The organism is Ensifer sp. ZNC0028, assembly GCF_000799055.1.
In the GTDB taxonomy this organism is placed as follows: Bacteria; Pseudomonadota; Alphaproteobacteria; order Rhizobiales; family Rhizobiaceae; genus Ensifer.
Window position 1 is genome coordinate 1 of record NZ_JTLA01000273.1, and the last position, 247, is coordinate 247.

General features: G+C 60.3%; 1 pseudogene. It reads left to right on the forward strand.

The annotated features are described in order from the left end of the window. A pseudogene (locus tag L981_RS32980) lies at window positions 1–247 on the forward strand (lipoprotein-releasing system transmembrane subunit LolC); the annotation flags it as partial.

Here is a 247-nt window from a genome sequence, read left to right on the forward strand (position 1 = left end):
ATGACGGGTGCTGCAATCGGTGTTGCCGGAACGGTCGCGGGCGTGGTGCTCGGCGTCGTCGTCTGCCTCAACATCGAATCCATCCGGCAGTTCTTTTCCTGGATCTCCGGGACGACGATATTCAGCCCGGAACTCTATTTCTTGAACCAGCTTCCGGCCGACATGAACGCCCATGAGACCGCGCTTGTCATCGTCATGGCGCTGACCCTTTCCTTCCTCGCCACGATCTTTCCGGCCTGGCGCGCCT